Here is a 24,099-nt window from a genome sequence, read left to right on the forward strand (position 1 = left end):
TGTCTTTCTGGTCGCCTAGGCTGTAAACCATTTTTCCCGTATTGGATCCTGTGATTGCTATTGACAATATCGGGTGCAGCTGACCAAACGAAAACCATCAAACACGGTCGACGACGAGAGCCACTAGAACTCTCCTCGGCGTTCAGCGATCGGCACCGATGTCGTCGAGCGCCAATTCATAGAACGGATCGAAGCGAACGTTGGAGACGCCGGGTTCGAGCCCCTGAGAGATGGCATCGCCATCGCCGTCGGCAGGCCTACCGGTCTCGGGGTCGGCGTACGGTTCTTCCGGGTCACCGAAGCTGGAGGGGCCGTTTGCAGCCCCCCAGTAGTTGTCGACAGCTGTAACCAGTCCTTCCCGCCGATGTTCAAACGGAAAGTCGCGGTCGGGATCGTCTAACAGCTCCGGATCCATTCCCGGCTGGGAACCAGCGTTGACGCCGTAGTGTTCATTTCGACAGATGTGACACTCCTCGAGAATCGTCCCTTCGGCGATGGGGGAGGTCTCTACGCCGATGGCGTTTTTGACGATACGACTCCGGGAGACTTCGGCACGGCTCAGGTGACCCACCCGGAGACCAGTACCCCCATTCGACGTGATCGTACAGTGGTCCAGCTTGACTCTTGGCCCCATCAAAAACACCTCTTCTTCTCCCTGGAGGATGATCCCGTCGCCCGCGTTGTTTTCGACGTGACAGTTCATAAGGCTCCCTCCGGTGCCCAAGAAAAAGAAGCCGCTGTCGTTCTCGATAGCGGTGATGTTCGTGTACTCGAAGCCCTCCGCGAACAGCGAGGCGATGCCATTACGGCCACCGCGGACGACCACGTCCTCGATTACCGTATTTAGAATCTCATCCTCGAAGGGATCTCCCACCACGATACAGGAGCCAGTTCCATCCCCTTCGATCGTGTGTCCGTTGCCCCACAACGTGACGCCCTCGGAAGCAATAACGATGCAACCCGGGTAATGCGATCCGGCTTCGAGGTCGTCGAAGGAAATATCGGCGACGAGTTCGTACTCGCCGGGTTCGTCGATCAGCGTACATGAATCGACCGGTGTCGGGTCACCATCGTTTTCGCGGCCGTTGTCGGTCGTCTCCTTGTTCTCGGTATTGACATCATCCTTTACCGAGGTGACCACTGTCGTGCCAGCTGTCAGGCAGAGCCCCGCGGCCCCAGCTAATTGGATGAAAAGCCGGCGACTGTGGTGAGGAATTCGTGAGTCTCTGGACTCCTCGTTGTTTTCGTTCATTACATGGTTTACCTGATGGGCTAGCAGCATCGCTATGTCACAGATAAACTGTTCCATCCGAGTATGGAGTCGGTACCTCCCTGTAACGGATCGACTGACCTGATGGTATCCGGATACGGCTAACGAGGTAGCATTGTCCCACATGAAACGATTGTTTAGGAGGACATCTAGCATCGATCCAATCAGCATATTCGAGCCCTCCAGTCGGCCATTATTGCCTGAGTGGACATCCACCAGTTCGAGAGCGTACCGCTACTCGGGTGAGTGGTGGCGAATACGCACATCCCCACATGGATTTAGGCCACTGCCACTTCCAGATTGATCATCCGGAGAGCTCAGTGGATCGGGAAGAGGCTGCGTTTCTGGATAGTCATCCGTTATCGGTAGTCGAAACTCGTCTTCAAAGTCTGCCAGCGAGACTCATGGCAATTTCCAGCGAGTGAGCACGTTGACTGGACTCAGAAGAGTTGCCCCAGTAGTAGCCCTTGTCATACGCGTCTCCCAGAAGGGACAGGCGACGATTCCGAAGACGCGGCGAGAGCGATTCGGGGTCGACACCCCGGGTGAGGTGTTCAATTACGAGGAAGATGAGCGAATCATCGTCGAACCGATCCTATCACCGAGGAGCGGGGTGGGATTCACGCTGATACCGTCCGCGAGCGTGGTGAAGTGCTCGATCGGGTTCGAAAACTGAAACACGGCTACGGCTCGTCTGGGCGTGGCGCGTTCTCGTACTTGACCATCTTCTCGGGTTTCTCGGAGATCGTCTCGTAGATCCGTTGGAGCGTCTCCTCGGCCGCGAGAAGGTTGTGGGCCTCGAGGAATTCACGGCCCTCGTCGGTGAGCCCATAGAACTTCCAGGGATACCCCTGTCGGCGTTCATCGTCGTTGAGTGCGACCTCCTTGACGATGTCGGCGTCGATCAACTTCTGGATGTGCTTGTAGACGGTGGCGTCGCTGACGCTCGGATTGAGCGCCTCGAGTTCGTACATCGAGGGGAGCTGGTCGGGATGCTGGAGGATATTGTTGATGAGCGCAAATCGCGTCTGCTGGGTGACGAAGTGGACGAGTTCTCGGGCCTCCATCCCGTCCGTAGTTCCAAGGTCGGTGCTCATACTGCACGGTACACGGTATGGCGGCAAGTAGTTTACCTCTGGGTAAATTACTCTCGAGTAAATCAAACATACTTACACTCGAAATTGGGAGGTGTTCTCGCTCACGCCGTGTCGATCTCGGGGATTACAAACCGCAGATAGTAGGACTCGCGGGTGTACACGGCGTCCATCGACGGGGCTTTCTCCTGGACGTACACGTCCATAGCGACGAGTTCCTCGTCGTAGTGGACGATCAGATCCCCCGTCTGGGCCGACCCCATATTCTGGATGTCGCCAATGGCCAGCGCGCCGTACAGTTCGAACTCGCCGTGCATGTACAGCGTCGATTCGGAGGCGTGGACGTACCCCGTCACGCTGATATCGTCGGGGTCGGCGCGTTCGCCGCGTCGTTCTTCGCCCGCCTGGATGTCACCAGCGACGAAGACACGCACGGTGGACGCCCGATGGGGATTGCCAGCGGTTTCGATCCGGACGTCATCGCCCAGCTCGAGGTCGCCCGTCACGTACACTTGAAGCTCGTCATCAGCGACGATTGTCGCGTTCTCGAGCGTGAGGTCACCATCGACGAATAGGGAGGTGTCATCGGCCAGGTAGAGCGTCTGATCCCTGACCTCGAGGTCACCGTCCGTATGGTACGACCCGCCGGCTTCGAGGGTGGTCAAGTTCGATGCTCCGATCTGGGCACCCTGGGTTGACTCCTGGGCTGCGATGACGTCGCTCGTGGGCACTGGCACAGAGACGTTGTCGGCATACTCGACGACCTGATCCTCTGTGAGCCAGGGACCGGGGGTGATCGACTCACCTGAGATAACGCGCTCGACCTGAAGGTCCATCGTGCCACCGCCACCGGCCGCAAAGTGCAGTTCGTTCGGCGAGCGAATCGTTGCGTTGGCCCCGCGATTGTCCCCGTCATAGGCCCCCGCCGAGGAGGCGTAGCTGTCGACCCACAGTCGATCGATCTCGCCGACCGTCACGCCCCCTGACTCCCCGAAGGCAATCGCCGACGAAACGGTCGATGGCCGTGGCGCGTTGCCCCCTTCGAAGACCACCTCGACGGTCTCGCCGTCGACCAGCCGCGCGTCACCGTGGTCTTCGAACGCCTCGTACCAGGCCGGCGCGTACGCACTGTGGACGGTGAGGGTCACGTTCGCGGTCGGATCCTCGACGCGAATCGCTGTCGTTCCCGTTCGCTCGAGGTCGCCAGAAAACGTCTCACCGGCAAGTCGCGGCACCGTAATCTGCGTCGCCCGCTCCCGCGTCTCGACGGCCGGCTGCCTGATAGCCCGACCGTCCTGCACCACGAGGCCGCCTTCGTACACCAGGCCATCGGTCACGAGCCGCCCCATCGTCTCGTTGTATGCCTCTTGGCCGTCGACGCTGATCACGAGCCGTCCACCCTCGCCCCGCTCATACGACTCCTCGAGGCCGACAGCCTGGCGATCGCCTTCCCCCAGCGAGGAAATCTCGTGGGCGACCGTCTGCATCTCGAGGCGATCCCGTTCTGTCTCGGCTTCGTCTTGCACTAGCTCTAGTCCACTCACTCCCACAGTCGCAATCGCCGTGGCTCCCACCAGTACCATCCCAAAGAGGAGGACGACTCCGAGAACCTCCGCCTGTGCACGCCCCGTGACATCCTCCCCTCGTTAAGATGGGGCTTCCCTACAAGGGGAATGCCAGTTAGTCGTTGCTGGCAGTGGGTTTTGGCTCTTGAAACGGCGTGAGTGTCATCTGCGCTGGTGCGCTCTGCTCACGGTGAGTCGTGGCCGTGTCACTACGGCTCCCGTCCTGTGGCGAGTCATCGCCTGCCTGTTTCCACGGCAGGCTCTCTCCCCACGGGTCTACGCGATGTGCGATGTTCGCACTCGCGTTAATATCTGCTTGAAACGTCGAAACGTGGCACGCCGGGTTCTTGCATTTAAACTCGGCTTGCCGAGGCCGATACCCGATCTGCTTGCACGCGTGGCACGTCTTCGAAGTATACTGCGGATGAACGTATCGAACCGGAATACCCGCGTCCTTCGCCTTGTCGTCGATTCGTCCCTGCAAGCGAGCGAACGCCCACGAATGCAGGCGTCGGTTCATGTACGTCCCGTAATCCAGCGACTCGCGGATGTACGCCAAGTCTTCCATTGCGATGACTGGATTCTCGAACTGCTTAGCATACTCCACAGCCTCACGAGAGGCTTTCTCGATGATGTCTGTGAGCCGGTTCTGGTAGAACGAGAACCGTTCTTCGATACGCCACTCCGAGGCGTCTCGTTCTTGGAGACGCTTGAGAGTCGTGAACATCTCCTTGCGGAGTCGTTTGGCTTCTTTCCCGTTGATTAGCAGTGGTTTCGTGGGAGTGTCGTGCTGGAGGGCACAGCCCGTGACCAGCATCGACTCGCCAATATCGAAGCCGACGTGAGTCGGGTTCTCGGGCATTTCGGTCGTGTCTTCGATCCCGTATTCAACGGTAACGTGGAGTGTCCACGTCGTACGGCATTTCTGTAAGCGAAGTTCGCCCACCTTGGTACTCGACTCCTTATTGAGCAGATCGTCCCACAAGTCTTGCTGGTCTGGGTTCAGTCGGAGCGGAATCCAGAAGTTGGTTCCGCGACCGGGTTGCGGGACGTTCCAGCAGATTTCGTACTTGCGCGAGGTATCGCGGTCGAACTTTCCAGCTCGATTGACGAATCGGAGGGGGTGGTTGTCGTCCAACTCGTTCGCGTTGTACGTTTTGTGGAGTTTGGGGACGTAGGATTTGAGGGCGTCTTTTGCTTGGTACGGCAGGCTGTACGGCGTCACCACGTCGTTCGTGGCGCTCATCGTCGTACAGTCTTGCTCGAAGGCGTCTTCGAGAGCTTCACGGTATTCAGACAGCGTTTGTTGAAGACATTGCTCTTTGCACCGAGTGGGTGGCGCGAGCGTGGCTTCCAGCGTCTTATTCGCTGTCGGAGTCGTTGACATCGTAGCCTTCGGATTCAAGTGCTTTACGGAGGAGTTCGGGGTACGCCCGTGAGTGGCGAATCCCGTGGTCGCGGGCGTATTGCTTCACGGCTTCGTGGAGCGGCCCGCCTCGCTCCATATTGAAGTCGGCTCTCATCCATCAAAACGTAAGATATTGCGTAAGTTAAAGATAACGCTCAACATTCAGACTAAGCGTCAGAACGTGGTTCGTTCAGCAAATATCGGATTCCCTCTCGCTGCAAACGGTGAGATTCCTTCATTGAAGGAAGTTGTCATGTCAGCCCAACGGTGGTATACATACACATTATGGCGAGTTTAACATTCTGCAAATCGAATGGGTTGCCTAACCGAAGGAACAACACAGGTAGGCAGCCGAATGGACTGTCCAGAACGCTCGAGCGACACGACCGCGACGATAGCTACGCGTCCGGATCGACGAGCTCGGCCTGCCCGGCGGTCCCTTCGACCTCAGTTACGCGGACGGTCGCCTGGATACCCATCACTTCTTCTTCGAGAAAGAGAACGAATCCGCCGTCGGTTTTGCAAACGAGCGTCCCGTCGGGCTTCTCGTCGACGATGTCGACGGTCAGTTCGTCGCCCGGTTCGGGTTTCCCGCCGAGGGGCTCCCCGCACCGCCAGCACTCCGTATCGTACGCTGGCGTGCCTTCAGGCGCGTTGTTCGCGCCACACCTCGGCGTATCGCATTTGATGAACGTCTCGTGTTCGCCTGGTAAATAACGTCCCACGCTACCACTGTCGAGAGCCAGGAGCAAAAAGGTCGTTCATTCCTCGAAGAGTCCCTTCGCGCTGGTATCGACGACGATCATTCACAGGTCTGTGAGTTCGTCTGTCAGTTCGTCGCCCTGCTCGAGAACGGTTTTCGATGCCCGGAGCGCCTCTGCATCCTGCCGACCGAGAACGGTTTTCAGGGTGTCGAACTCGATCTGATCCTCGAGGTAGAGTTCGGTGACCCCTTCCTTAAATCGGCTTCGTCCTCGATCCCCTCGAAGTACTCCTGGAGTGCTTCCTTGATGACCTCGGTCCGATTTTTGTGAGCGACTTTGGCGACGAGATCTGCCTTCTTGACCAGTTCGTTCGGTAGTATAATGTTGACTCTCCTGGTTCCCATACCAACACCTCTTGTACGTCCGTTCTACTCGCGTCTGTGTAATTGCTTCCCTCGCCACTACGTCTCCGTGTCGACACGTTCCGTCTGTTCGGCGACTGGCCGTTCTGCGTCACTCGGCTGGTCGCTCGGACCATGGGAGCTGGTCCAAACTCCCGAAGCACTGTCGACTGGACTCCACCGTCCTCGGCCCCCAGGGCTCGAATGGCCTGTTACTCGAGGCGCATCCGCTCGAGACAGAACCGCTCTGCTTCGCCCGGCTGATCGTCGAGGAGGCTCGCCGCTCGCGACGGCAGTCGGAAGGCGGCGCGACCAGCATACGGCATCGCGTAGGCCTCGCTGACCGCCTCGGCGTTCGCCAGGGTGAGGCCGTCGGCGAGAAAGCGCTCGCGCGAGAGACCGTAGCAGATGGCGGCGTCCGACGCGGCCGTGACGACGCCGACGTCGGACAGGGTGTTTTCCGTTCCCTCTTGGTCGACAAGCGACGGGTGGCTACTCGAATCAGTGAGACCACTCCCGCGGAGCCACAGATCGAAGCGGGCGGCTGGGTCGAGCCCGTCATCCTCGAGTGTAGCCAGTTCGCGGAGTTGCTCGGCGAAGTCCGGGTAGCGCAGCGCGTCGAGCGTCGGGGCGTCGGACTCGACATCGGTTATCGAAATCGAGAGTTCGCGACGCTCTCCGGGCGCTAACCTCGTGGACTCGCTGTGACCGAGGCTGGCAGCTTCGAACGCCGTCTCCCCCAGCGCGCGGTCGACGAGCGCGGCTACCTCCTGTGCGGGCACGTAGGCCCCAGGATCGAACGGGACCGCGACTGCGGCGTCAACGGTGGTGCCTTCGCTGTCGGCGGGCGTCTCGATTTGAAGTTCGAGCACCCCGTCCTCGAGAAAGCGGTCGCGATCCAGCGCGTGAAAGCACGTGGCCCGGTCGGTCACCGCGCTGGCGTCCGGGTACTCGCCATTGGCGTATCCCCCGAGGTCGCCGAGGTACGTCCACGCCCCATTGTGTGTTCGCGCCGCCAATCGATGGTCGGCGTACCCGAAGCTGTCGCCGACTACCCAGAGGTCGAACGCCTCGTCGGCGTCGAACCCGTCACGGCTCGCGAGCGTCGCCGCCCAGGCGTACTGGAAGCGATCCCGGGCGATCGTGAAGGTGTTGATGGCGTCCCCATCGGGCTCGGCGCCGGGAACGTTCGGCACGAAGGGATCGAAGCCGGCCTCCGTGGGCACGTAGCCGTTCCGGACGTACCACCCGAGCCCGCTCGCACCCGCCGAAAGCGCCGTTCGAATCGTCATTCCGAGCGTCTCCTTATTCGGCGTGTGGTTCGGGTTGACGGTGTGACTCTGACCGAGGTAGAACACGGGCCGATCGTCGAGGACGTCTCGAGCGTTCGAGACGAGACTGTGGAGAGCAGCGTTGGCCCGAGCTGGTTCGACGTCCTTGTCGAACCAGCCCCGGTAGAAGTCGGTGAACGCGAACGCCGGGGCGATGTCGCGTGCATACATCTTCTGGAGGAGTTCCTCGAACACCTCGGGGCGCTTCGAATCGATAATATATGGAAAGTGGACGAACAACCCAACGTCGAGCTCGTCGGTAACCGATTCGACAGCGTCTTTCTGGGCGGCGAAGATCTCCGGCCCCAGCTCGAGCAGGTTGTCGACGGCTTCCTCGGTCCACTCGCCACCGGGAACCCACTGCCCGATAACGGGGGCCTCCTGCCAGAGAATCACCCGCCCGCGGTCGAAGAACTCGCCGTGGGCAGTGACGACCGACTTCAGCCACTCGAGGTGAGTCTCTCGAGCCTGTTCATCGTTCACGAACGCTTCGGCGGGGATTTCGCTCAACAGTCCCGTATTGAGCCAGACCTCTAGCCCGTACTCGCTCGCAGACTCGAGAGCCGCGGTGAACGCCTCGGTGTCGGGGCCGCTCGAGGGGGAGACGACCAGCACGACCGCGAGGTCGTGTCGCTGGGCGAACGCGAACAGGTTCTCGCGGACGGTTTTCTGCGGCCACTGCCCGCCCGACAGCCAGAGGAAGTCTTGGCGAGATTCGGACGCGTCGGCGACCGGTGGCGAGTCGAATCGGTGGTGAGCCAGGCCACCGATCGCGCCGAGGCCGAGACCAGCGGCCAGGGCGAGCGAGCCGCGACGCGAGAGACGAGTACCAACGGTCGACCATCTGGAGGAATCCTCGGGCATGCGTACCAGTAACGTCGACCACAACACCCGCGACCTTGAGAGTTAACCACGCAGGCAACGGCCCACTCCTTCGTCTCGGCTGTAGTTCTCAGACGACCACGGAGACAATTGTCCCGCCGACGATTGCCAGCTCCCCGAGGCCGAAACAGACCGCCCAGAAGGGGACCTGCTCGACGATCTGCATCAGGGCGTCGACAATCTGGTATCTGATGATCACACTCACGATTGGGAGAGCAGACAGAATTGAGACCGCAACCGGTTTCCACCGCTACGCTCACGGCGGATTGGTGAACGAATTCAATCGACTGACGTCATCGTGCTCGTAGGCGGCTCGCCACATTGCGTGGACTGCCCGTGTGACGAGCGACACCTCCTCGACGGTAATACACGAGGGCTCTGCGGTCACACCCTGAACAGGTGGATGGAAGTGTTTCTCGGGAGAGTGGGTATTGGGATGGCGATCGAATCGCCAGTTGACGTCATCGCTACCGACGTAGTGGAACGAATACATTCCGCGCTCGCTCCACTGGACGTCGAGACGCGCGCCGTCAGCCGTTCCGATGCCGTCGTCGAGTTCGATGTGGAGTTCGGTCGGAGCGATGGGGTCGTCGTAGGACGTCTCGTCGACGAGCGGCTCGAGCGTGCGCCAGAGGTCGCGAATTCGTCGAAGTGCAGGAAGGTAAATCGGACCGAACTCGCCAGCACGATCAGCCCCTGTCATGCAGTGAGCTGCTGGCTCGCCTCGCTGTATGCGAGGGCCGCCTGTGCGATAGAGAGGTTCTGCCGAGTGGTGCGCCACGTACTCAGGTCCTCCCACCCCTGTCCATCGTCGGCGTCGAGTTCACGTGCGAGTTCCTCGGGCGAAACGACGTCGTACTGGTCTTCGTACCGGCGAATCTCCCGTTTCATCCGTTTGATGCCGTCGAGCAACTCCTCACGAGTCGTTTCGCGTCGAAGCTCGCGAATACGGGTCATGAGTACGCGGTCGGCGTTCCGTTTGTAGACCGTCGATCGGCCGTCCTGCTCGGCTTCGGCGAACCCGGTGTTGACGAGGGCCTTGCAGTGTCGACGAGCGGTCGGCTCGCTAACGAGCGCTCGCTCGGCGATTTCGGCAGCCGACTGACCGTCGTGAGTCTGTTCGACAATCTCGTAAACACGTTCGAACGGTGTCGTCTCGGCTTTCCACTCCGCTTCGACGTGTTCGTTGATGTCGTCCCACGTGTCCTCAGTCATAGTCTCACGTACGACTCGAGAGGACAAATAGTTTCCTCAGAAAATAATTCCTTTTCCACTGCTTCAAGCGGCTACGATCACGTGATCGCGGCGTCGCGACTAGACAACCACAGAAACGACCGTCCCGCCGACGATCGCCAGCCCACCGAGGCCGAAACAGACCGCCCAGAAGGGCACTCGCTCGACGACTCGCATGAGGGCGTCGATGGTCAGGTACCCCACGAACCCGCTCACCAGCAGTGCGACCACAGCTGGCACGGGTGCGATTCCGGGCAACCCACCGGCGCCGGCCATCGTCAGCGCCGCCGCGCCGAGACTGGCCGGAATCGACAGCAAAAACGACAGGCGAAACGCCGCGGGCGGTTCGTAGCTCCGGAACAAGAGCGTGCTCGAGGTCATCCCAGAGCGCGAGATGCCGGGCAGGATGGCGAGGCCCTGTACCGCGCCGACCAGGATCGAATCCACCAGCGTTGGCTTCTCGCGGGTGCCCATCGAAACGGACTCGAGGCGCAACTGGATCACCCCAGTGAGAATCAGGAGGACGCCGATCAGACCGATGAACACCCCACCCGTCAACTGGCCCGCGAACTCGACGGCGTAGATATACAGCGGAATGCCCACCAGGCCGGTCATCATCGACGCAAGCACGATGTAGGACGTAATCGCGTTCTCGCCCTCGTAGGCCCGACTCGGGCGCCACTCAGGAACGGACGCGAGGGCCGCCCGGATCTCCCCGCGATAGTACGTCGCTGCCGAGAGGGTCGTCCCGACCTGCAAGAACAGCGCCAACTGGAGCGCCACGTCGGGGTCGGTGCCGACGAGCGTCAGAAACAGCGAGAGGTTGCCCTGGCTCGAGACCGGCAGCCACTCGACGACGCCCTGGACGATCCCGGCGAGGATCGCGACGAGCACCTCGAGGTCCGACTCCGCGGCAGCAACGAACGCCCCCATATCGTTCCTGACTCTCAGGTGGACGCACAAGACCGTTTACATTCGAGTGCCGAACCATGCGGCTGGTTACGCCGATTCACGACTGGAGCGTCTATCCGCGTCATCGTTGATGCCCCAGGAGACGACGCGTTCGGGCGTGACCTGTATCCATGCCTCCCCGGAGCCGGGGCCGAAGCGTTCGCCATCGCCGTGATGTGTCTCGGCCCGACCTCGTATTTCGATACCGTGAACCACCCACGGATCGACGCTGGCCAGATCATCGCGACGAAGGCGACTCGTGGATTGCGTTCGACGTCGTGGAACTTCTTCGTCTCGGTGAGGTTGCGCCCGCCGATCTGAATGGTGTCGGTCTCGACGTCGTAGCGGAATCCAACCGGGACGACGTGCGGTTGGTTCTCGGGTCCGATGGTCGCTAGTCGCCCCAGGCGTTGTCCGTTCAGGTAGTCGATCTCCGGCTTGGTGAACTCACTCATTCGATTTTCCGCTGTGATTGAGTCGAGAGGTGCGTAAACACCGTATTCGGCTCATTCTTGGGCACGATTCGTCTCTTTCGTCAATCTTCGTAGCTAACGATTGAACGGAAGCCACCGTATGCCATACGCTCCGGGTCGAAGGGCATCTCCTCTTCGTAGTTTTCGGGGCCCATTGTCGGATCGTCCATCACCTTCGCGTTCACGTCGTCGCGGTGGTCTCGCGACTCGAAGACGATAAATGAGAACACGACCGTCTCGTCGTCCCCCATGCCCGCGAGCTGTGGGAACGTCACCATCGGCATGCCGTCCATGTCGGGCTCCATGTCGTCTCCGACCCCTTCGAAATACTCGAGAGCGCCGTGTTCGATCCAGAGATTTCCGGCCTCGCTGGCCATTTCACGGTACGCATCGAGCTGTTCGTTCGGGACCGGGATAACGAATCCATCGACGTATCGTTCCATAGCTTACGTAAGGAGGATGTGAGAGGAGTTGAACTTTTTTGCACCAATCGAGATCTACTTCTGCTGCATACAGTTTTCGTTCGAACGATCCGTGGAGACTGCGCTCCCTACAGGCACCACTCAGGTGTCTGCAAAGCGCGTCGTGGAAACAGGAAGCCTCACTCTCAAACGCGAGCCGTTAGGCGAACGATAGAGTGGGTAGTTCACGGGAACACTTGTGTCCCTCGAGAGCGTATCCCACCCCATGACGACCATCTATACGGCGCTCCCGAATCGGTTGCTGGTCTCTCGAGACGATACGGGTGCCACTGGCGATGACGAAAGCGAGGACGACGGCGACGGCGAGTGGTCACAGTCGACTCGCCTCGAGGGCTACGACCTCGAGTGCGTCGCCGCCTCGCCCGACGCGCCCGACCGGGTCTTCGTCGGCACGTTCGAGGACGGCCTCTTCCGCTCGACCGACGGCGGCGAGACCTTCGACGCACTCGAGACGGACTTCGCCAGCGACGCCGTCATGGCGGCGACGGTCAGCCCCCACGACCCCGACGTTGTCTACGTCGGCACCGAACCCAGCCGCGTCTACCGCTCCGAGGACGGCGGCGACTCCTGGACGCACGTCGAGGGGCTGGTCGACCTCCCTTCCGAGGAGGAGTGGTACTTCCCGCCGCGACCCCACACCCACCACGTGCGCTGGCTCGAGGTGGACCCCCACGACCCCGACCGCCTCTACGTGGGGATCGAGGCGGGGGCGTTCGTCATCCGCGACGAAGCCCAGGATAGCTGGCAGGAGCGCCCCGAAGGCTCGCGGTTCGACAACCACAGCCTCGCCACCCACCCCGATATGGAGGGCCGGGTGTACTCCGCGGCGGGTGACGGCTACGCCCAGAGTGACGACGGCGGCGAGACCTGGAGTCACCCGCAGATGGGCCTCGAGCACCGCTACTGCTGGTCGGTCGTCCCCCATCCCGACGACCCCGATCGGGTGCTCATCTCGAGCGCCAGCGGCGCCTCGAGCGCGCACACGGCCTCGCGGGCGAAGGCCTACGCCTACCGAAAACCAGGACGGGACGCCGACTGGGAGCGCCTCGACGACCGGGGGCTCCCGATGGGCGAGGGCATCGTCCGGACGATATTCGACGAGTCTGAAGGAACGGTGTACGCCGTCAACAACTTGGGCTGTTTCGTCTCACGGGACTTCGGGGACTCGTGGTCGGTGCTCGAGGCGGATTGGGAGGGTCCGGAGTCCAAAACGCCGCGGGGGCTGGCGGTCGTCGCGTAACCGACACAGCCATTTTTCCGGTCTAACCGAAAGCAATAACTCCTACCTCTCCCGCTGGAGACGCTCGCGACGTTCCTCAAATTCTTCATCCGAGAGGTCCCCACGAGCGTAGGCCAATCGCAGCTCCTCGAACGCCGCGTCGCTCTGTCGAGTGCCTGATTGGCGAATCGCGCTGTACAGCAGGTATCCGATACCGAGAATCACGAGTACGGGCACCAGAAACATGAGCGCCCACATCCAGGTTCCGCCGGAGCCGTCCCACGCACCACCGCCCCACATATGTCCCCACCCCCAGAGACCCATCATCGGCATCATCACGACCATCATGACGACCGGCACGAGCAGGATTGCAGCGATGACGATCAGGAGCGTTCGAGTGAGTGAATCATCGGTTGCCATACACCAAGGATACGGCGCCCAGGTACGTTATTCCTCCACCCCCATTCCCGCAAAACAGGAAACGTCGCTCGAATACAGCCGCGCCGTCGGCCTGATCGAATCGCCAGGCGATGCCGTCGATGGTAGCCGACAGTCGCTCGTCCAGCGACTGTGTTCGTTCTTTTAAGTACTCTCGCCGCTCACGCCCACACATGGCTGCACCGGGTGTCTCGAGAGTCCGTCGTTCCGCCTCGGACGGCCACCGATACGAATGAGCGAGGAGAACGACGTACGGGCGGTCGGCGGTCTCCTCGAGGACGAGTACGCCCATGCAATCCTCATCCATACGAGCACTAAATCGATGTCCGCGCCAGAACTAAGCGAGGTCTGCGACGCCTCCGTCTCGACCATCTACCGACGGATCGAACGCCTCCAGGCGTACGACCTCCTCGAGGAGCAGCTCCAACTCGACAAGGACGGCCACCACTACAACACGTACACCGCACGGCTCGAACGCATCGAAATCGAACTCGAGGACGGCGGATTTGGGCTCACGATCACCTACCGGGAACCGAACGCGGCCGATCGGTTCACCGACCTTTTCGAGGGGTTCCGATAGGATGCTCACACTCACACCACTCCAGTCGACGGGCGGATCGCCGATCGTCGTGACGCTCGCACTCGCCACCCTGCTCGTGACGGCGGTGTTGTCACTCGCCGTCGCGGTCCTCCTGGTTCGCGGCTATCGACGGAACCGGGATCGCGCCCGACTGTATCTCGGGCTGGGGCTGGTCTTCCTCACCACCGTCCCCATCCTCGTCCAGTTTGCCCTGACGAACGCCGGCCTCTCCCCCGAGCTCCGGTCGGCGGCCGCGAACGGGAGCAAACTCGTCGGGCTCGCGGCGATGCTCTATGCCATCTACGGGATCACCCGATCCCATCGAGTGGTCCGGTCGGAACGGAAGTCGAATCCGGACCCACGTCCCGGCCAATCGGAGGAGGATTCGTCGTGATCGCCGCCGCGCTGGTCCCAGCGGCTGCCATCCCTGGCGGTGGGCTGATCGCGCTTTTCGCCGGCGCGACCGCCGTCGTCGGCTTCCTCGTCGCGGCGCTCGCTTACGAAGGCTCCCGCCGAAACGGGAGCCGGCCGATGGCGTATCTCGCCGCCGGCATTCTCTGTCTGACCACGATCCCAGTGAGCCTCAACTACGCACTCGTGGCGCTGACGACGGCGACCGACGCGGAGATCCTACTCGTGATCTCGGTAGCACACCTCGCTGGTGTCGCCTCGATCCTGTACGCCCTGACCAGAGCCTAGCCGCTCGAGAATCCCACTGCTTCGATGAGCTACCTGCCAGGACGCGTCCAGTAACGCGGCGTCGTGAGCATTCGACGCGCGTACCGTCCCCACAGCCCGGCGGCGACGTCGGCCAGTACGAGCAGCCCCCAGAGAAGGACGATTCCGAGTCCCGACACCAGCAGGGCCCCCGGGAGGGTCTCGATTCGCCAAGAGCCGAGAGTGAACGTCGTGGTGAGGCCGACGAGCAGCGAATCCCATCCGAACAGCACGTCGAGGGCCACGTCGGTGGTCGGGATCGGACCGTACGCGACGATCGGCGCCCGGGTGTAGTACAGCGGGGCGAGGATGAAACTCGCCGCCGTCGCCGCTCCCGAGGCGAGGACGCCGAACAGGAGACTGCCGTAGACGAACTCCGAGAGCACGTAGGCGATGGCTTTCCACGTCTCTCGAGCCGTCACCAACCGCTTCGAACGCACCCAGCGCGATCCGCTCGTCTTTGGGTCCGGAACGGGGATGTGAACGCCCAACAGGGCGCCGACGAGTCGGCGCTCGAGATGGGCCGCTTCGACGGCGATCACGAACACGGCGAGCAGGAGCGGAACGCCGACGCCGAGGACCAGAAGCGGGATCCCCGTCGCGAATCCGACGACCAGGACGTCGAAGTAGAGGATCCCGAGCGGGAACATCAGGACGAGATAACAGACGTTCAGGTACGTCTCCCGTCGCAAGGGCGCACGAAGGACGTGACCGATCGAGGAGGCGTTCGGCTCGTCGGACGACCTCAATTGCGTGGACATGGGATGGGAAGTGGTCGCATCGTTGTTGGAGCGTCGTAGGACTCGTGTATCCTTAATCGCCGCGATGGCCCCTTTCGGAGCCAGCTCTCATTCGTTCGCATGAACGTACGTGTAGTAGTTGAACAGGTCCGTGTACGAGGGGCGGTCGATGTCGACCAAATCGGCGCCCTTCATCTCCAGGTTCGTTCTAATCTCGTCGAATGCGTCGCTTCCTTCGAGGAAGCCTCGAATCTCGTCTCCCCGCCGAAACACCCTGCCTCCGAGCAGGTCGTTCTCCGGGGGTAGCGTCCCCCGGACGCGGAGAACTGGCGGCAGCGTCTCGATCAGGGTCCGGGGAGCGTCGCTTGCGATGACCTTCCCGTCCCGGACGAAGACGATTCTGTCCGCGATCTGTGCGTCTAGCGGCGCGTGGCTGGTAATCAGCACCGTCTTTCCCGCCGTTCGCATGCCCAGGAGCAGATCGTGGAGTTCGCGAATCGTCGCGAGGTCCAGTTCGATCGTCGGCTCGTCGAGGACGTAGAAGGGGACATCGAGGCTCAGCGTGATCGCGATCTCGAGTTTTCGTTGCATGCCGCCGGAGTAGTCGCCGACGACGCGATCGAGATCGTCCTCGATTTCGAGCCGCGTTACCAGCTCGCGCCATCGACCCGTCCCGTTCGGGTGGAGCGCCTCGTAGAACTGGAGGTTCTCGCGACCGGTCAGATCGGGATCGGCCATCGCGCCTTGGAACATCGTACTCACCGCCGGCCGGGCTGCTCGAGGGGTCAGTTCGTCGAAGAGCGTGATGGTGCCACCGTCGGGCGTCGCGCTCCCAGAGAGACACGAAACGAACACGGACTTTCCCGCACCGTTGGGCCCCATCAGGAGGACGATCTCGCCCGGGGCGACGGTGAAGTCGAGCCCCCTGAGCACGTTCTGGTCGCCGAATCGTTTCGTGACGTTCACGGCCTCGACGACCGCATTCGGCGTCCCCGAATCGCTCATCGGGAGCCACCCCCGTAGGCGACTCGTCGCATAACGAGCACGGAGACCGCCGACAGCACCGCCGCATACCCCACGAGGAGGGCGACGTACTCCCTCGAGGTGGGGACCTCTGGCGGCGCCATGAACGCGATACGCTCGGTGCCCAGCCAGTACCCGATCTGCATTCGCGTCGCCAGCGAGTTGGGGAGGTAATTCACCATGCCCGCGCTGTTCGCCAGCATCTCCGGCGACGTGCCGTTGAATCCCGTCATGAAGTAGGCGAGCAGAACGATGACGATGGCGATCGTCGTCAGTTGCTCGGGTTTCGTCACCACGAGCGCGAGCACCATCGCCAGGGCCATCGCGATCAGACAGAACAGCAGTAACGTCGCAAGCAGTACGCCGATCGTACCCGCATCGAGGGCCGGGAACGCCGCACCGTCGAGGGAGGCTACGGCGACGGTCGCGAGGTAGGACGTGACGCCGAAGAGCGTCCCGACCGCGAACCGGCCGGCCAGGTCCGCGGTCGGCGCGAGCGGCATCGTCCGGAGCTTCCGGTATCGATTGCTCTCGAGGTCGCGAGCGAATCCGCCGGCGAACAGGGAGACGGTGACCGTAAACGCACCGAAGAGTCCGTAGTTGATCCCGTTGGCTGCCTTGAGCGGTCCGAGATCGGTTCCCGCGGGGACCTCAACGAAGAAAGTCATCGTGAGGAAGTACCAGAGGATCGGCCAGCCCACGGTGAGAAAGAGAATCATCTTGTCGCGGACGAGTTGCTGCAGGTGTCGTCGCGCGAACGCACGGGTCTGTCGTCGCCAGGGAACCGGGCTCGAGGTCACGTTCGTCACCGAGAATCACCCCGCTGCGGTGTCGCCTGCCGGTTCTGAACGAACACGCGATCGAACGTCGAGTCCGCCGAAATCTCCATCAGTAGCATACCTCGACTATTCGGGGCGCCGGTGATAGACCGACGCGCACGATCGCCACGCGAGCAACTGTGGGGAAACATTTATGCCTGTCATCGCTTCCGCACCCCGCTCGCGGTCGGTGGGCGCGAGAGCGACAGCTACCGTTCTGCGTCCGGGGGCGCCCTGCACGACTGTCGTCGATATATACGTCTTTCGCACACCCGCTGTGTCGGCGTCTGTGCTGGACGCTCTATCCCCGTCCCGGCCGTCTGAGAGAGTGTGAACAACGAGACGAACTCTGGATCACGATCGAGTCACGACATCGAGGGCCAGCGGAACCGGTCGGCCATCGACGAGAGCGGGCCATCAGTGTCTCACGAGGGCACGAATCGCCGCCAGTTCCTCCTCACGGCGGGCACACTCCTCGTTTCGGGGGCGCTCGCCGGGTGTACGGAGACCCTCGGAAACGGCTCAGGCGAGGACGGCGGAAACGAGAGCGTCGACGAGTGGTTAGCGAACGCGGACAACTACGACGGCAGTATTGAGGAACCGGACGGGGATATGGTAACTGTCGAAGTTGGGCCAGACGTCAACGAGATGGTTTTCGAACCGGCTGCAATCCAGATTCGGCCGGGAACGACGGTCAGGTGGGAGTGGATCGGGAACGGCTCGCACAACGTCGTCGCCACCGACGGCCTGTTCGACAGCGGCGGCGTCGAGCAGCGTGCGACCTTCGAACACACGTTCGACACCGTTGGCACGACGCGTTACTACTGCGATCCGCATCGGCGGGCGGGGATGAAAGGCGTCGTTATCGTCGACGAACACGAGGGCGCGGCGGCGACCGAGAACGAACGGAGCGGCTAAATGGCGGAACCAAAGCGGGTCGTCTGGGCGCGCTACGGTTTCTTCGTACTGGCGTCGTTCTTCGTCCTCTGCGTGCTCGTGCAGGTGTACATCGCGGGGATGGCTGTCTTCGTCGATCCGACGAACTGGTCGCTACACCGAACGTTCGTCCACGTCTTCGAACCCGTTGTCTTCCTGTTGTTCCCGCTCGCCTTCCTGGGTCGACTCTCGGCGTTTCTGAAAGCCGTTCCCGTCGTGTTGTTCGTACTGGTCTCCGCCCAGTACGCAACGGCCCACCTCTACGGTTCCCTCGTCGCCGCCATCCATTCGGTAAACGCCGTCGTCATCGTCTTCGTGGCTGCGATGGCGGTCAGACGAACGTGGGCACAGATCCAGGCGGATCGGTAGAGAAAAGCACACTCGTCGAACACCGTTCAGATACCGATTTCGTGCGGGAGCAGAACTGGGATGGTCAGTGTCGTCCCCCATTCCGACGACCCGATCGGATGCTCCTCTCGAGCGCGCAGACGGCCTGCGAGCGACAGCCTATGCCTACCGCAAACCGGGACCGGACACCGACTGGGAGCGCCTCGACGACCGTGGCCTCCCGATGGGCAACAGGGTCGTCCGGACGATCTTCGACGAGTGTGGGGGGTCGATCTACGCTGTCAACAACGCCGGCTGTTTCGTCTCACAGGACTTCGGCGATTCCTGCTCGGTGCTCGAGACCGACTGGGACGGCGAGGAGTCCAAAACGCCGCGTGGGCTAGCCGTCGTCTCGTAACGGCGATTGCTAGCTCTCACGGCGTCAGTTACCGATCGCTCGATTGACGTCACTCAAATTGAACAAACGTAGATCATCGCGCTCGGATACTGCCTCCTGGACGGACTGTGTTGCGCCGCTCCGTGTGAATAGCGCGTATTCCGTGGCGGAACCATCTGCGTTTGGCCCCCAGCGAATTTCTTCTACGTGGTCCTCGAGCGAGGCAAGAGCACCGTAGTCGAGCGGTGCATTCGTGAATTTGCACTCCCCTGCAACGATTGTCCCATCTGTGGCCAGTCCGACGACGTCGACCTCGTGCTCCTTGTACCACCAGCGGCCGATGTCGAGAAACGTCGTCTCTGGGTAGAGGTTCGGCAGGGCGTCCTGGCACAGTTTCTCGAACTCTGGACTGACGAAGTCAGCCATCTCTGGCTCGATGATTGCCTCGTATGCCTCCTCACCGAGGCGTTCGTATCGGTCCTCCTTGCCGTAGACGAAGCGGAACCAAAACCGAAACAGGGGGTCTCGGATCCGGTAGCGTCCACGGCGTGACTTCGCTTTCTCTTCAGTAATCGGTACTTCGCGCTCGATGAGTCGTAATCGCTCTAGCTTCTGTGTGTACGTCGAGATCTGCTTCCCATCGATTCCGATTGCCTGGGCGATCTCGTTCGACGTCGTTTTGCCCGCTGCGATCGTAGTGAGGATTGCAAAATACCGATTCGGGTCGGTGAGTTCCGTCCGAAGCACGTACTCCGGTTCGTTGTGAAGGTAGCCGTTCTGGGAGAACACTTCTTCGGTGAGAATCGTCCCGAGGGTCTGGTTGAGGTCGATGCCATCGAGATAGTACGGAGTACCGCCAAAGGTACCCCAGACGAAGATCCGCTCTTCAGGCGAGTACTCATCTGGGATGAACTCCTGTGCGGCGGCGAAGTCGAGGGGACGGAGGTCGAGCCGTTCTGTAAACCGCCCGTACAGGGGACTGTTCCCGAGTAGTGTCGCTTCTTCCATCATACTGATCGACGACCCGATCAGAATGAGCGTCCCCGACGTGTTTTGGAACTGCTGGTCCCACAACCGCTGGATGACTGAGGGGAGACTCTCGTCGGCGTCGATAAGATACGGAAATTCGTCGAGGACGACGACCCCGCCCTGATCGCCGAGATATCCGAGCAGTGCTTCCCAATTCTGTCTGATCTGTGTAATGCTGGGAAACGCCTCGGACGCGACATCGACGAATTCGTCGAGTTGAATCTGTGCCGTGGTCTCCGTGGCCTGAAAGATGACAGCATCATCGCGGTCGGCGAGCGAATGCTGGACGAGCTGTGTCTTCCCGAGACGTCGTCGCCCAAAAATGACGATCATTTCGGCATCATCGGACTCGTAGCTCCCTCGCAAGCGTGAGAGTTCGACTTCCCGATTGACGAAGTCCTCCATACGTCTACTTACTCTCGGTGGTGAATAATACTTCCGAATAGCCTAACTCAAAATAGCCTAACTCAAAATTGGCTATTTTCAAATCTTTATGGACATCTGGGAACAGGGACGGGGTTTCGCCCGATTACCGTCAAAGCAGCCGGTGCCCCCGTCGAACTGATCGAGAAGATACTTCGGAATTGGAATGGATTTGCCGGGGGTGGTTGCTCGAACACGTTTTACATCTAGGCACGTGAGATAGAACGACTTTTCGGTACATACCGTTCGTCGTCGTCCGCTCGCTCTAATCAGTGTGTGCCCAACCGACACGCCCCCGGGTTCGAAATCCTTTTAGGCGCTACCCGGGCATAGTAGAGTAACTGAGTGATATCATGGACGTCGACATCATCTCCGAGGAGGAAAATCCCATGTTGCACCGCTCGAACGTCACGTTCGAACTGACCCACGACGAGGCGACGCCCTCGCGTCTGCAGGTCCGTGACAGCCTCGCCGCGAAGCTGAACAAGGACGCCGACGAGGTCGTCATCCGCAAACTCGACACCAAGTTCGGCATGCGAAAGACCGTCGGCCACGCGAAGGTCTATGAGACCTCCGCTCACGCCACCGAGGTCGAACAGGAGCACATGCTCGAGCGCAACAAGATCGTCAGCGACGAGAGCGACGTCGAAGCGGAGGAGGCCTGAGATGGCACACTACGAACTCTACAACGACGAGGGCGAAGTCGAGCGCGAACAGTGCCCACGCTGTGGGGACTCGTTCCTCGCCGACCACGGCGACCGCCAGCACTGCGGCAAGTGCGGCTACACCGAGTGGGCGTAAGCCGGCTCGAGATCCGTTTCGTCGCCGTGTCGAACCGAACTCGACCAAGACCACGATTTTTTACACGTGAGGAGTGTCGGCTGTGACCCGGAACACCCACAATGACAATGAGCCCGAGGCCCACTCGAGCACACACGCGAACCCTGCTTCCACCTCCGCCTCCGACAGCGACCGACCGCCGCGGATCCTCGGCATCGAGGGTACCGCGTGGGCGGCGAGTGCGGCCCTGTACGACGGCGACGACGTGGTAATCGAGACCGACGCCTACGAACCCGACAGCGGCGGCATCCACCCCCGCGAGGCGGCCGAGCACATGCACGACGCGATTCCGCGAGTCGTCGAGACGGTGCTCGAGCACGCGGCCGAGACGACGGACGAACGGCCGCCCATCGACGCCGTCGCCTTCTCTCGCGGCCCCGGTCTCGGCCCCTGCCTGCGCGTCGTCGGCACTGCCGCACGGGCGCTCGCGGGTACCCTCGAGGTGCCTCTCGTCGGCGTCAACCACATGGTCGCCCACCTCGAGGTCGGGCGCCACGCAGCCGACTTCGACGACCCCGTCTGTCTGAACGCCAGCGGAGCTAACGCCCACCTGCTTGCCTATCGCAACGGGCGCTACCGCGTCCTAGGCGAGACGATGGACACCGGCGTCGGCAACGCGATCGATAAGTTCACCCGACACGTCGGCTGGTCCCACCCCGGCGGCCCGAAGGTCGAGCAAGCCGCTAAAGACGGCGAGTACGTCGATTTGCCCTACGTCGTCAAGGGGATGGACTTCTCGTTTTCGGGGATCATGTCCGCGGCGAAGGCCGCCGTCGACGAGGGCCACGCCGTCGAGGACGTCTGCTTTTCCCTCCAGGAGCACATCTTCGCGATGCTCACCGAAGTCGCCGAACGCGCGCTCTCGCTCACCGGCAGCGACGAACTCGTTCTCGGGGGCGGCGTCGGCCACAATGCTCGCCTCCGCGAGATGCTCGAGACGATGTGTGCCGACCGGGGTGCCGAGTTCTACGCCCCCGAGCCTCGATTCCTGGGCGACAACGCGGGGATGATCGCCGTCCTCGGCGCGAAGATGTACGCTGTGGGTGATACGCTCGAGATTCCGAACTCCCGCGTCGATCCAGACTTTCGGCCCGACCAGGTGCCGGTCACTTGGCGAAGCGACGAACCAGATCGGGCCGTCGTCGGAGGCCAAGGAGTCGACGACGCCGAGCGTGAAGGCGAAGGCGGAAACGAACGTGACGACGAAAACGAGAGCGAGACGACGATTCGCGGCGCCGAAGCCGTCGTCACCCTCGAGCCCGAGGCCGGTCGCGTCCGCAAGCGTCGCCGCCCCAAACGCTACCGCCACCCTGATCTCGATGCACGTCTGCGACGCGAGCGGACCACCCTCGAGGCACGCCTGACGAGCCACGCTCGACGAGCGGGCGTCCCGACGCCGGTGGTTCGCGACGTCGACCGCCAGGAAGCGACCCTCGAGTTCGAGTACGTCGGCGACGACGATTTACAGAAAGCGCTGACGATCGACCGGGTCGAATCCGTTGGCCGGTCGCTCGCGACTATCCACGAGGCGGGGTTCGTCCACGGCGACCCGACCACGCGAAACGTGCGCGTCGACGCCGATCGAACCTACCTGATCGACTTCGGACTGGGCTATCACTCCGACCACCTCGAGGACTACGCGATGGACCTCCACGTCTTCGACCAGAGCCTGGTCGGGACGGCCGACGATCCCGAGCCACTCAGGGAGGCGCTTCGGGCGGGCTACCGCGAGGCCGGGGACGGGGCAGTCCTCGAGCGTCTCCGCGAAATCGAGCGCCGGGGTCGGTACGTCGAAAAAGAGTGATTCGGGTCGCTCTGGAACTCCCTGGCCACAGCGGGGCCGTAAGTCCGAAGTCGAGACTGAGGCGGATTGGGTCGTTCACGACCGGCGAGGTTGTCCTATTCCGTACTCGGGATGAGTCAGTCTTCCAATGACTTGAGAAGAACCATACCCCACATTGCTGACTATCACCGTACTGTACAGCGAATACATCCCCAAATCGTCCGGCACCAATAGTGGCTGTGCCAGCTCGATTTTACTATGCTAGCCATTGAGTACGCTTCGCATACCTTCAAGACAAGCTAGTCTTCCTTTTGGCGTACCACGTATATGTATTCTTGTATTTCATGAATAAACTAACGAACGACCGCTGGATTCCTGGTCACGAATCTCGAGGAGCGATCACCCATGAGTAATCACACGAAACACACGGGCGCGATTCTCACCAAATTAGCGAACGAGGGGTCGATGGCTGCCGCGACAGCGCAGGACTCCGTCGAGTGTAACGAAAACCATCAGTCCGCGGTTGACCGTGACCTCGAGGAGATGATGGCGCAGGTCGTTAGCGTCCTCCCTGCCGACGACGTTCGGTTCGAGGACGCGCTTCTCAAGGAAAATCTCGACGAGGTCCTCTTGATGCTCGTCGCCCTCCACGACGGGGCTAACGGCAAGGAACTCCTCTCGACGTTAGCCACCTACTTCGACGTCCAGTTGAGCCCCGGTATCGTGTACCCAGCGCTTCACGACCTCGAGGACGAGGCATTCCTGGAGATGCACCCGATGGTCCGGACGAAGGAATATTCGATTTCGAACGAAGACCACGTACGTGCGACGCTCGAGTCGACGATGGTCCAGCACCTCGCGTTCGGTTTGCTGCTCTCTGCGTTTCTCTCCCGACTCACCTCATCATAACTTACACGACTGCTACTATCTTTAATCAGCGAGAGAATCCCGCCGTTCACGGCGGGCGTGAATCGCGTCACTCAACTACGTAACCTACGAGCGACGGCCAACCGAACATCTATCGCGATACGAATC

General features: G+C 61.4%; 30 protein-coding genes and 2 pseudogenes. 13 read left to right on the forward strand and 19 right to left on the reverse strand.

Going from position 1 to position 24,099, the window contains the following annotated elements:
- Nucleotides 1-142: 142 nt before the first annotated feature.
- Nucleotides 143-1,309 carry a right-handed parallel beta-helix repeat-containing protein gene (locus J1N60_RS06980; RefSeq protein WP_312911806.1) on the reverse strand — a complete coding sequence of 389 codons (1,167 nt, stop codon included), beginning with the start codon at nucleotides 1,307-1,309 and terminating at the stop codon, nucleotides 143-145.
- A gap of 391 nt (nucleotides 1,310-1,700) precedes the next feature.
- Between J1N60_RS06980 and J1N60_RS06985 the strand changes: the two are divergent.
- Nucleotides 1,701-2,026, forward strand: a pseudogene (locus tag J1N60_RS06985) (AbrB/MazE/SpoVT family DNA-binding domain-containing protein).
- Here J1N60_RS06985 and J1N60_RS06990 read toward each other — a convergent pair.
- The 13 genes from J1N60_RS06990 to J1N60_RS07050 all read right to left on the reverse strand — a co-directional run bounded on the left by J1N60_RS06990 (nucleotide 1,954) and on the right by J1N60_RS07050 (nucleotide 11,755).
- Nucleotides 1,954-2,367, reverse strand: a complete 414-nt coding sequence (locus tag J1N60_RS06990; protein ID WP_312911808.1) for a MarR family winged helix-turn-helix transcriptional regulator — start codon at nucleotides 2,365-2,367, stop codon at nucleotides 1,954-1,956. The pseudogene J1N60_RS06985 and the gene J1N60_RS06990 overlap by 73 nt on opposite strands.
- A gap of 101 nt (nucleotides 2,368-2,468) precedes the next feature.
- Nucleotides 2,469-3,947 carry a DUF7305 domain-containing protein gene (locus J1N60_RS06995; RefSeq protein ID WP_425499333.1) on the reverse strand — a complete coding sequence of 493 codons (1,479 nt, stop codon included), beginning with the start codon at nucleotides 3,945-3,947 and terminating at the stop codon, nucleotides 2,469-2,471.
- A gap of 97 nt (nucleotides 3,948-4,044) precedes the next feature.
- Nucleotides 4,045-5,316 carry a transposase gene (locus tag J1N60_RS07000; protein WP_312911810.1) on the reverse strand — a complete coding sequence of 424 codons (1,272 nt, stop codon included), beginning with the start codon at nucleotides 5,314-5,316 and terminating at the stop codon, nucleotides 4,045-4,047.
- Complete coding sequence (locus tag J1N60_RS07005; protein WP_312911811.1) at nucleotides 5,291-5,452, reverse strand: hypothetical protein; 162 nt, start codon at nucleotides 5,450-5,452, stop codon at nucleotides 5,291-5,293. Before J1N60_RS07005 ends, J1N60_RS07000 begins: the two co-directional genes overlap by 26 nt.
- A 283-nt stretch (nucleotides 5,453-5,735) precedes the next feature.
- Nucleotides 5,736-6,062 carry a TRAM domain-containing protein gene (locus J1N60_RS07010; RefSeq protein WP_312911812.1) on the reverse strand — a complete coding sequence of 109 codons (327 nt, stop codon included), beginning with the start codon at nucleotides 6,060-6,062 and terminating at the stop codon, nucleotides 5,736-5,738.
- A 179-nt stretch (nucleotides 6,063-6,241) separates the two neighbouring features.
- Nucleotides 6,242-6,445, reverse strand: a complete 204-nt coding sequence (locus J1N60_RS07015) for a ribbon-helix-helix domain-containing protein (protein WP_312911813.1) — start codon at nucleotides 6,443-6,445, stop codon at nucleotides 6,242-6,244.
- A gap of 209 nt (nucleotides 6,446-6,654) precedes the next feature.
- Nucleotides 6,655-8,637, reverse strand: a complete 1,983-nt coding sequence (locus tag J1N60_RS07020; protein WP_312911814.1) for a hypothetical protein — start codon at nucleotides 8,635-8,637, stop codon at nucleotides 6,655-6,657.
- Nucleotides 8,638-8,725: 88 nt separating this feature from the next.
- On the reverse strand, nucleotides 8,726-8,854 hold the full coding sequence (locus J1N60_RS07025; RefSeq protein WP_312911816.1) for a hypothetical protein: 129 nt from the start codon (nucleotides 8,852-8,854) through the stop codon (nucleotides 8,726-8,728).
- Between the two features lie 57 nt (nucleotides 8,855-8,911).
- Complete coding sequence (locus J1N60_RS07030) at nucleotides 8,912-9,358, reverse strand: toxin-antitoxin system TumE family protein (RefSeq protein ID WP_312911817.1); 447 nt, start codon at nucleotides 9,356-9,358, stop codon at nucleotides 8,912-8,914.
- Complete coding sequence (locus J1N60_RS07035) at nucleotides 9,355-9,870, reverse strand: winged helix-turn-helix domain-containing protein (RefSeq protein ID WP_312911818.1); 516 nt, start codon at nucleotides 9,868-9,870, stop codon at nucleotides 9,355-9,357. The genes J1N60_RS07030 and J1N60_RS07035 overlap by 4 nt, the downstream gene beginning before the upstream one ends.
- A 99-nt stretch (nucleotides 9,871-9,969) precedes the next feature.
- On the reverse strand, nucleotides 9,970-10,821 hold the full coding sequence (locus J1N60_RS07040) for an undecaprenyl-diphosphate phosphatase (RefSeq protein WP_312911819.1): 852 nt from the start codon (nucleotides 10,819-10,821) through the stop codon (nucleotides 9,970-9,972).
- Between the two features lie 14 nt (nucleotides 10,822-10,835).
- Nucleotides 10,836-11,294: a pyridoxamine 5'-phosphate oxidase family protein gene (locus tag J1N60_RS07045; RefSeq protein WP_312911820.1), complete on the reverse strand. Its 459-nt coding sequence runs from the start codon at nucleotides 11,292-11,294 to the stop codon at nucleotides 10,836-10,838.
- Nucleotides 11,295-11,374: 80 nt separating this feature from the next.
- Nucleotides 11,375-11,755 carry a DUF1428 domain-containing protein gene (locus tag J1N60_RS07050; protein WP_312911821.1) on the reverse strand — a complete coding sequence of 127 codons (381 nt, stop codon included), beginning with the start codon at nucleotides 11,753-11,755 and terminating at the stop codon, nucleotides 11,375-11,377.
- Nucleotides 11,756-11,846: 91 nt separating this feature from the next.
- Here J1N60_RS07050 and J1N60_RS20610 point away from each other — a divergent pair.
- Nucleotides 11,847-11,948: pseudogene (locus tag J1N60_RS20610) on the forward strand (RNA-guided endonuclease InsQ/TnpB family protein); the annotation flags it as partial.
- 51 nt (nucleotides 11,949-11,999) lie between these two features.
- On the forward strand, nucleotides 12,000-13,034 hold the full coding sequence (locus J1N60_RS07055; protein ID WP_312911823.1) for a WD40/YVTN/BNR-like repeat-containing protein: 1,035 nt from the start codon (nucleotides 12,000-12,002) through the stop codon (nucleotides 13,032-13,034).
- 42 nt (nucleotides 13,035-13,076) lie between these two features.
- On the opposite strand, the gene J1N60_RS07060 is transcribed toward J1N60_RS07055, so the two are convergent.
- The gene (locus J1N60_RS07060; RefSeq protein WP_312911824.1) at nucleotides 13,077-13,433 is read right to left on the reverse strand and encodes an SHOCT domain-containing protein; all 357 of its coding nucleotides are present in this window, start codon (nucleotides 13,431-13,433) and stop codon (nucleotides 13,077-13,079) included.
- 250 nt (nucleotides 13,434-13,683) lie between these two features.
- Here J1N60_RS07060 and J1N60_RS07065 point away from each other — a divergent pair, with 250 nt between their 5' ends.
- From J1N60_RS07065 to J1N60_RS07075, 3 genes are read left to right on the forward strand one after another with little or no spacing between them, the layout of a single operon-like run.
- On the forward strand, nucleotides 13,684-14,031 hold the full coding sequence (locus tag J1N60_RS07065) for a transcriptional regulator (protein ID WP_312911825.1): 348 nt from the start codon (nucleotides 13,684-13,686) through the stop codon (nucleotides 14,029-14,031).
- 1 nt (nucleotide 14,032) lies between these two features.
- Nucleotides 14,033-14,425 carry a DUF7521 family protein gene (locus J1N60_RS07070; protein WP_312911826.1) on the forward strand — a complete coding sequence of 131 codons (393 nt, stop codon included), beginning with the start codon at nucleotides 14,033-14,035 and terminating at the stop codon, nucleotides 14,423-14,425.
- Nucleotides 14,422-14,730 (forward strand): DUF7521 family protein, encoded by a 309-nt coding sequence (locus J1N60_RS07075; RefSeq protein ID WP_312911827.1) that lies wholly within the window; start codon nucleotides 14,422-14,424, stop codon nucleotides 14,728-14,730. Before J1N60_RS07070 ends, J1N60_RS07075 begins: the two co-directional genes overlap by 4 nt.
- A gap of 29 nt (nucleotides 14,731-14,759) precedes the next feature.
- Here J1N60_RS07075 and J1N60_RS07080 read toward each other — a convergent pair whose 3' ends face one another.
- The 3 genes from J1N60_RS07080 to J1N60_RS07090 all read right to left on the reverse strand — a co-directional run bounded on the left by J1N60_RS07080 (nucleotide 14,760) and on the right by J1N60_RS07090 (nucleotide 17,320).
- A complete protein-coding gene (locus J1N60_RS07080) occupies nucleotides 14,760-15,509 on the reverse strand; it encodes a sensor domain-containing protein (protein WP_312911828.1) in 750 nt (249 codons plus the stop codon).
- 87 nt (nucleotides 15,510-15,596) lie between these two features.
- Nucleotides 15,597-16,493, reverse strand: coding sequence for an ABC transporter ATP-binding protein (locus tag J1N60_RS07085; RefSeq protein WP_312911829.1), 897 nt, complete (start codon nucleotides 16,491-16,493; stop codon nucleotides 15,597-15,599).
- A complete protein-coding gene (locus tag J1N60_RS07090; protein WP_312911830.1) occupies nucleotides 16,490-17,320 on the reverse strand; it encodes an ABC transporter permease in 831 nt (276 codons plus the stop codon). The genes J1N60_RS07085 and J1N60_RS07090 overlap by 4 nt, the downstream gene beginning before the upstream one ends.
- A gap of 339 nt (nucleotides 17,321-17,659) precedes the next feature.
- Here J1N60_RS07090 and J1N60_RS07095 point away from each other — a divergent pair, with 339 nt between their 5' ends.
- The 3 genes from J1N60_RS07095 to J1N60_RS07105 all read left to right on the forward strand — a co-directional run bounded on the left by J1N60_RS07095 (nucleotide 17,660) and on the right by J1N60_RS07105 (nucleotide 19,010).
- On the forward strand, nucleotides 17,660-18,247 hold the full coding sequence (locus J1N60_RS07095) for a halocyanin domain-containing protein (protein ID WP_312911831.1): 588 nt from the start codon (nucleotides 17,660-17,662) through the stop codon (nucleotides 18,245-18,247).
- The gene (locus J1N60_RS07100; protein ID WP_312911832.1) at nucleotides 18,248-18,634 is read left to right on the forward strand and encodes a DUF6220 domain-containing protein; all 387 of its coding nucleotides are present in this window, start codon (nucleotides 18,248-18,250) and stop codon (nucleotides 18,632-18,634) included.
- A 67-nt stretch (nucleotides 18,635-18,701) separates the two neighbouring features.
- Nucleotides 18,702-19,010 (forward strand): SDR family oxidoreductase, encoded by a 309-nt coding sequence (locus tag J1N60_RS07105; protein ID WP_312911833.1) that lies wholly within the window; start codon nucleotides 18,702-18,704, stop codon nucleotides 19,008-19,010.
- A 24-nt stretch (nucleotides 19,011-19,034) separates the two neighbouring features.
- Here J1N60_RS07105 and J1N60_RS07110 read toward each other — a convergent pair whose 3' ends face one another.
- A complete protein-coding gene (locus tag J1N60_RS07110) occupies nucleotides 19,035-20,423 on the reverse strand; it encodes an ATP-binding protein (protein ID WP_312911834.1) in 1,389 nt (462 codons plus the stop codon).
- A 371-nt stretch (nucleotides 20,424-20,794) separates the two neighbouring features.
- Here J1N60_RS07110 and J1N60_RS07115 point away from each other — a divergent pair, with 371 nt between their 5' ends.
- From J1N60_RS07115 to J1N60_RS07130, 4 genes are all read left to right on the forward strand, one after another.
- The gene (locus tag J1N60_RS07115) at nucleotides 20,795-21,106 is read left to right on the forward strand and encodes a 30S ribosomal protein S24e (RefSeq protein WP_312911836.1); all 312 of its coding nucleotides are present in this window, start codon (nucleotides 20,795-20,797) and stop codon (nucleotides 21,104-21,106) included.
- 1 nt (nucleotide 21,107) lies between these two features.
- Nucleotides 21,108-21,242 (forward strand): 30S ribosomal protein S27ae, encoded by a 135-nt coding sequence (locus J1N60_RS07120; protein ID WP_253433020.1) that lies wholly within the window; start codon nucleotides 21,108-21,110, stop codon nucleotides 21,240-21,242.
- A 184-nt stretch (nucleotides 21,243-21,426) separates the two neighbouring features.
- Nucleotides 21,427-23,085 (forward strand): bifunctional N(6)-L-threonylcarbamoyladenine synthase/serine/threonine protein kinase, encoded by a 1,659-nt coding sequence (locus tag J1N60_RS07125; RefSeq protein ID WP_312912550.1) that lies wholly within the window; start codon nucleotides 21,427-21,429, stop codon nucleotides 23,083-23,085.
- Nucleotides 23,086-23,469: 384 nt separating this feature from the next.
- Complete coding sequence (locus J1N60_RS07130; RefSeq protein WP_312911837.1) at nucleotides 23,470-23,973, forward strand: PadR family transcriptional regulator; 504 nt, start codon at nucleotides 23,470-23,472, stop codon at nucleotides 23,971-23,973.
- Nucleotides 23,974-24,099 lie beyond the last annotated feature (126 nt).

Source organism: Natronosalvus caseinilyticus, assembly GCF_017357105.1.
Lineage (GTDB): Archaea > Halobacteriota > Halobacteria > Halobacteriales > Natrialbaceae > Natronosalvus > Natronosalvus caseinilyticus.

Bases quoted from the DNA above. Each gene is read 5' to 3' on its own strand.
- J1N60_RS07040 (WP_312911819.1), bottom strand. From the start codon at position 10,821: ATGGGGGCGTTCGTTGCTGCCGCGGAGTCGGACCTCGAGGTGCTCGTC.
- J1N60_RS06990 (WP_312911808.1), bottom strand. From the start codon at position 2,367: ATGAGCACCGACCTTGGAACTACGGACGGGATGGAGGCCCGAGAACTC.
- J1N60_RS07055 (WP_312911823.1), top strand. From the start codon at position 12,000: ATGACGACCATCTATACGGCGCTCCCGAATCGGTTGCTGGTCTCTCGA.
- J1N60_RS07000 (WP_312911810.1), bottom strand. From the start codon at position 5,316: ATGTCAACGACTCCGACAGCGAATAAGACGCTGGAAGCCACGCTCGCG.
- J1N60_RS07100 (WP_312911832.1), top strand. From the start codon at position 18,248: ATGGCGGAACCAAAGCGGGTCGTCTGGGCGCGCTACGGTTTCTTCGTA.
- J1N60_RS07020 (WP_312911814.1), bottom strand. From the start codon at position 8,637: ATGCCCGAGGATTCCTCCAGATGGTCGACCGTTGGTACTCGTCTCTCG.
- J1N60_RS07070 (WP_312911826.1), top strand. From the start codon at position 14,033: ATGCTCACACTCACACCACTCCAGTCGACGGGCGGATCGCCGATCGTC.
- J1N60_RS07005 (WP_312911811.1), bottom strand. From the start codon at position 5,452: ATGAGAGCCGACTTCAATATGGAGCGAGGCGGGCCGCTCCACGAAGCC.
- J1N60_RS07130 (WP_312911837.1), top strand. From the start codon at position 23,470: ATGAGTAATCACACGAAACACACGGGCGCGATTCTCACCAAATTAGCG.
- J1N60_RS07030 (WP_312911817.1), bottom strand. From the start codon at position 9,358: ATGACAGGGGCTGATCGTGCTGGCGAGTTCGGTCCGATTTACCTTCCT.
- J1N60_RS07065 (WP_312911825.1), top strand. From the start codon at position 13,684: ATGAGCGAGGAGAACGACGTACGGGCGGTCGGCGGTCTCCTCGAGGAC.
- J1N60_RS07080 (WP_312911828.1), bottom strand. From the start codon at position 15,509: ATGTCCACGCAATTGAGGTCGTCCGACGAGCCGAACGCCTCCTCGATC.
- J1N60_RS07115 (WP_312911836.1), top strand. From the start codon at position 20,795: ATGGACGTCGACATCATCTCCGAGGAGGAAAATCCCATGTTGCACCGC.
- J1N60_RS07035 (WP_312911818.1), bottom strand. From the start codon at position 9,870: ATGACTGAGGACACGTGGGACGACATCAACGAACACGTCGAAGCGGAG.
- J1N60_RS07110 (WP_312911834.1), bottom strand. From the start codon at position 20,423: ATGGAGGACTTCGTCAATCGGGAAGTCGAACTCTCACGCTTGCGAGGG.
- J1N60_RS06980 (WP_312911806.1), bottom strand. From the start codon at position 1,309: ATGGAACAGTTTATCTGTGACATAGCGATGCTGCTAGCCCATCAGGTA.
- J1N60_RS07120 (WP_253433020.1), top strand. From the start codon at position 21,108: ATGGCACACTACGAACTCTACAACGACGAGGGCGAAGTCGAGCGCGAA.
- J1N60_RS07085 (WP_312911829.1), bottom strand. From the start codon at position 16,493: ATGAGCGATTCGGGGACGCCGAATGCGGTCGTCGAGGCCGTGAACGTC.
- J1N60_RS07015 (WP_312911813.1), bottom strand. From the start codon at position 6,445: ATGGGAACCAGGAGAGTCAACATTATACTACCGAACGAACTGGTCAAG.
- J1N60_RS07060 (WP_312911824.1), bottom strand. From the start codon at position 13,433: ATGGCAACCGATGATTCACTCACTCGAACGCTCCTGATCGTCATCGCT.
- J1N60_RS07050 (WP_312911821.1), bottom strand. From the start codon at position 11,755: ATGGAACGATACGTCGATGGATTCGTTATCCCGGTCCCGAACGAACAG.
- J1N60_RS07045 (WP_312911820.1), bottom strand. From the start codon at position 11,294: ATGAGTGAGTTCACCAAGCCGGAGATCGACTACCTGAACGGACAACGC.
- J1N60_RS06995 (WP_425499333.1), bottom strand. From the start codon at position 3,947: ATGGTACTGGTGGGAGCCACGGCGATTGCGACTGTGGGAGTGAGTGGA.